The organism is Amycolatopsis kentuckyensis (assembly GCF_002155975.1).
GTDB classification, from domain to species: domain Bacteria; phylum Actinomycetota; class Actinomycetes; order Mycobacteriales; family Pseudonocardiaceae; genus Amycolatopsis; species Amycolatopsis kentuckyensis.
On the sequence record NZ_MUMI01000652.1, the window covers coordinates 1 to 4,060 of the forward strand.

The following is a 4,060-nucleotide window of genomic DNA, read 5'->3' on the forward strand; positions in this document are numbered from 1 at the left end:
CGGGTTCGAGCACCCGGCGGAACTCGGCCAGCGCCGGTCCCCAGTCCGCCAGGTAGTGCAGCACGAGCGACGCGGTGATGACGTCGATCGAGGCGTCCGGCAGGTCCAGGGGGCGGGCGATGTCCGCGACCTCGAACCGGGCGACGGCACCGAACTTCCGGCGGGCGACGGCGATCATGCCCGCGCTCGAGTCGACGCCGAGGACGTCGGCACCCCGCCCGGCGAGGAGCGCGCTCAGGTGCCCGGCCGCGCAGCCGACGTCCAGCACGCGCTTGCCCTCGACGTCCCCGGCGAGGTCGAGGATGGCCGGCCGGTCGTAGAGGGCGTTGGTGACGGACTTCTCCGCGTGCTCGGCGTAGGCCTCGCTGTGGTCGTCGTACTGCTCGGCCCGCGCGCGGCCGAGGATCTCCTCGACCACCTCCGTCTTGGCGTCGGCGTAGTTCTGGATGTACTTCCAGGTCTTCGCGGCGAGCTCACGCTTCTTCGCCGCGTACAGCTCCAGCTCTTCCGGGTGCGAGCGCAGGCGGTCGCGGAAGAGGCGGTAGCGCGGTGTCTGGCCGTTGCCCGGCGAGTAGACGTGCAGGTTGATGTTCGTGTCCGGGCCCTTGAAGCAGCGGTGCTTCTCCCAGTCGGGCTCGCGGATGACGAGCCGGTAGCCCGCCGCCTCCAGCGCCGGGACGTAGGCGTCCTCGTCAGCGGAGTCCGGGACCTCCAGGAGGATGTCGACGATCGGCTTGGCGCACAGCCCCGGCACCGACGTCGAGCCGACGTGCTCCAGCACGAGCACCCGCTCCCCCAGTGCGCCGCGGATCCGCTCGGCTTCACGGTCGAAGAGCCGCGGCCACTCCGGGTCGTAGTCGGCGAGCGTGACGGTCGAGTTGAGCTTCGGCGCTTCGCCGACCCAGGCGCTCTGGAGCTCTTCGTCGCTCAACGCTTCTTGACTGGTCATTCCGGTAGACCCCCTTCGGCAAGGCAGTCCGCCAGATTATCAACGCGGGCAAGCGATTTTCAGTCGATCGGCAGCGGCAGCAGGTTGCCCGTCGCTTCGCGCAGCGCGTCCCGCATCGCCGCCCGCGGGGCCGGGCGGCCGGTGAAGTGCTCGGCCTGGCCGAACGCCTGGTGCAGCAGCATGTCCAGCCCGGTCGCGAGCCGGCCCCCGCGCGCCGCGACCGCTTCGGCGAGCGGCGTCGGCCACGGGTGGTAGATGACGTCGAGGACGTGCTCGACCGCGGCGAGGTCGGCGACGTGCGCGGCGACCGCGTCCGGCGGGACGGTGTTCACCAGCACCGCCGCGGACCCCAGGGCCGCGAAGTCCGTGTCGGCCCAGCGCAGGACGTCGACATCGAGCGCGGCCCGCTTCGCGGCGTCGAGGGTTTCGCCGGCCCGGGCGGGTTCACGCACGACCAGCCGCACCTGCCGGACGCCGAGGGCGGCGAGCCCGACGACCGCCGCCGCGGCCGTCCCGCCCGCGCCGAGCACGACCGCGGTGTCCGCGGGGGACGGCCGGTAGCCGCCCGCCGCGCGCAGGGCGCCGGTGACGCCCTCGACGTCGGTGCAGTCCGCGAGCCAGCCCCGCGCGGTGCGGACCAGCGTGTTGGCCGCGCCGACGGCGGCCGCGCGCGGCGTCACCTCGTCCGCGTGGTCCAGCGCCGCGCGCTTGCCCGGCATGGTGACCGAACACCCGGCCCACTCCGGGCCGAGACCGTCGACCAGGCCCGGGAGCTCCTCGGCGCTCGTTTCGATCCGCTCGTAGGTCCAGCCGGTCAGGCCGAGCGCGGTGAACGCGGCGCCGTGCAGCACCGGGGACAGCGAGTGCGCCACCGGCTTCCCGAGCACGGCGGCCTTGCGGGGCTCAGATGACACCGCGCTGCCTGGCCAGTTCGCGGTTCTGGTTGTGCTCGTCGTTGGTGACCGCGAAGCAGGACAGGCCGTTCTTCTCGCACTTGACGAAGTACACCCAGTCCCCGGCCGGCGGCTTCACCGCGGCCTGGATGGCCTCCGCGCTGGGCACCGAAATCGGTGTCGGCGGCAACCCGGTGTTCCGGTAGGTGTTGTAGGCACCGGACTTCGCCCGGTCGGCTTCGTCGGTCAGCAGCGTCGGCCGGTCCAGCACGTAGTTGACGGTCGAGTCCATCTGCAGCCGCATGTTGATCTTCAGCCGGTTGTAGATGACCCGCGAGAGCTTGCCGAAGTCGGCTTTCACCGCCTCGCGTTCGATGATCGAGGCGATGATCAGCGTCTGGTACGGCGTCATCCCCGGGCCGGTTCCCTGCGGGCTCAGCCCGGCGTTCTGGATCGCCTCGGCCGAGCTGTGCACCAGCTGCCCGAGGATTTCCGGCGCGGTCGATCCCGGCTTGACGTCGTAGAGGCCGGGCGCGATCAGGCCTTCCAGCCTGCGGTCCTTGCGGTCGGCCTTGTTCGCGGGCTCGATCGCCCAGTCCGGCACGCCGAGCTGCTTGAGGTCCGCCGCGTCGACGGCTTTGCGCAGGTCGTCCGCCGAGATGCAGGTGCTCTTGCCGTTGAGCTGGGCGCAGGACGCCTTCGCCATCAGGCTGAACACGCCGGGCGTGACCTTGCCGTCGGGCTGGGTGATGTCGTCGAACTGCGTGTACGGCCGGATCTCCAGCTGCCCGACCCGCGAGGCCGGCGTGGTGAGCCGGTCGACCGCGCTGGCCCCGGACATGTGCGACTTCATCACGTAGAAGCCGTGCTGGATCCGGGCGAGCTTCGGGTTGCCCTCGCCCGCCTTGACGAACGCCTTGCTGCTGGCGACGACGCCCGCGGTGGTGAGCTTCGCGCCGATCGCCGACGTCGTGTCGCCGTCCTCGACCTGGAACACCACGTCGTCGGTGCCGGCGCCCTCGAAGTCGTCGTAGCCGAAGAACTTGTTGAAGCCGTACCAGGCACCGCCCGCGAGCAGGGCGATCACCGCGATCGCGGCGACCCAGCCGAGGGCGCGCTTGCCCTTCTTGCGCGGCTTTTCCGGCTCTTCGTCGTAGTCGTCGTACTCCTCGTCGTACTCCGGCTCGTCGTAGTCCGCGTAGTCGTCGTACTCGTCGTAGTCCGCGTACTCGTCGCCCTCGAGCTCGTCCTGCGGAGCGGGCACCGATTCGGCCGGGGACAGAGCGGGGATGACATCGGTGACCGGCTCTTCGCGCACGGGAGGGGCCGGCGGCCGGCGGCGCGGCTCGGCGCCGGGTTCGGGCACGCCTGCGGCCCGGTCACCCGGCTGGGCGGGCCGCCGGAGCGGCGGTTCGGCATCGGGTTCCAGCGCCGCACGGCGTCGCCGCGAGTCGCCGGCCTCGGCCACCTCGGGAGCGGCCCGCCGACGGCCGGACGGCGGCCCGGCGGCTTCCACCGGCTCGGGGGCGGGGCCACGCCGGCTCCCCGGGGGCTCGGCCGCATCCGGTTCGCCGCGGCGGCGCCGCGCGGGCGCCGGTTCGATCCGCTCGGGCAGCGCACGCCGCCGCCCCTCGACCTCGTCCGGGTCCGGAGCGCCACGCCGCGGGGACGGCCGCCCGTCAACCTCATCCGGGTCCGGAGCGCCACGTCGGCGGGACGCCCTGCCCTCGACCTCGCCCGGGTCCGGAGCGCCACGCCGCGGAGACGGCCGCCCGTCAACCTCATCCGGGTCCGGAGCGCCACGTCGGCGGGATGCCCTGCCTTCGACCTCGTCCGGGTCCGGAGCCCCACGCCGGCGGGACGCCCTGCCCTCGACCTCATCCGGGTCCGGTGCCCCGCGCCGCGGGGACGGCCGTCCCTCAACCTCGTCCGGCTCCGGAGCCGCACGTCGGCGGGACGCCCTGCCTTCGGCCTCGTCCGGGTCCGGGGCGCCACGCCGCCAGCGGGATGGCCGGCCGGCGGCTTCGTCGGGGTCCGGCGCCGCGCGGCGCCGGGGCGGTCTGCTTTCGAGGTCGTCGGGGTCCGGGGCCGCGCCACGGCGCCGTGGCGCCCGGCTCTCGGCCTCGGCGGGTTCCGGGGCCGCGCGGCGTCGGCGGGGGGCCGGCTGGTCGACCTCGGAGCCCTCGTCGAGGCCGTGGCGGGCGCGGGCGGCGCGGGC

Annotated in this window: 3 protein-coding genes; all 3 read right to left on the reverse strand. The window is 73.8% G+C overall.

Annotation, left to right across the window (positions count from 1 at the left end; genetic code table 11):
* Positions 1-949, reverse strand: a 949-nt coding sequence (locus CCN39_RS44865; RefSeq protein ID WP_086852949.1) for a GrpB family protein, incomplete at its 3' end; no start/stop codon positions are given.
* A 59-nt stretch (positions 950-1,008) separates the two neighbouring features.
* The gene (locus CCN39_RS44870; RefSeq protein ID WP_244211306.1) at positions 1,009-1,836 is read right to left on the reverse strand and encodes a shikimate dehydrogenase; all 828 of its coding nucleotides are present in this window, start codon (positions 1,834-1,836) and stop codon (positions 1,009-1,011) included.
* A 16-nt stretch (positions 1,837-1,852) separates the two neighbouring features.
* Positions 1,853-3,358 carry an endolytic transglycosylase MltG gene (gene mltG / locus CCN39_RS44875; RefSeq protein ID WP_244211305.1) on the reverse strand — a complete coding sequence of 502 codons (1,506 nt, stop codon included), beginning with the start codon at positions 3,356-3,358 and terminating at the stop codon, positions 1,853-1,855.
* Positions 3,359-4,060 lie beyond the last annotated feature (702 nt).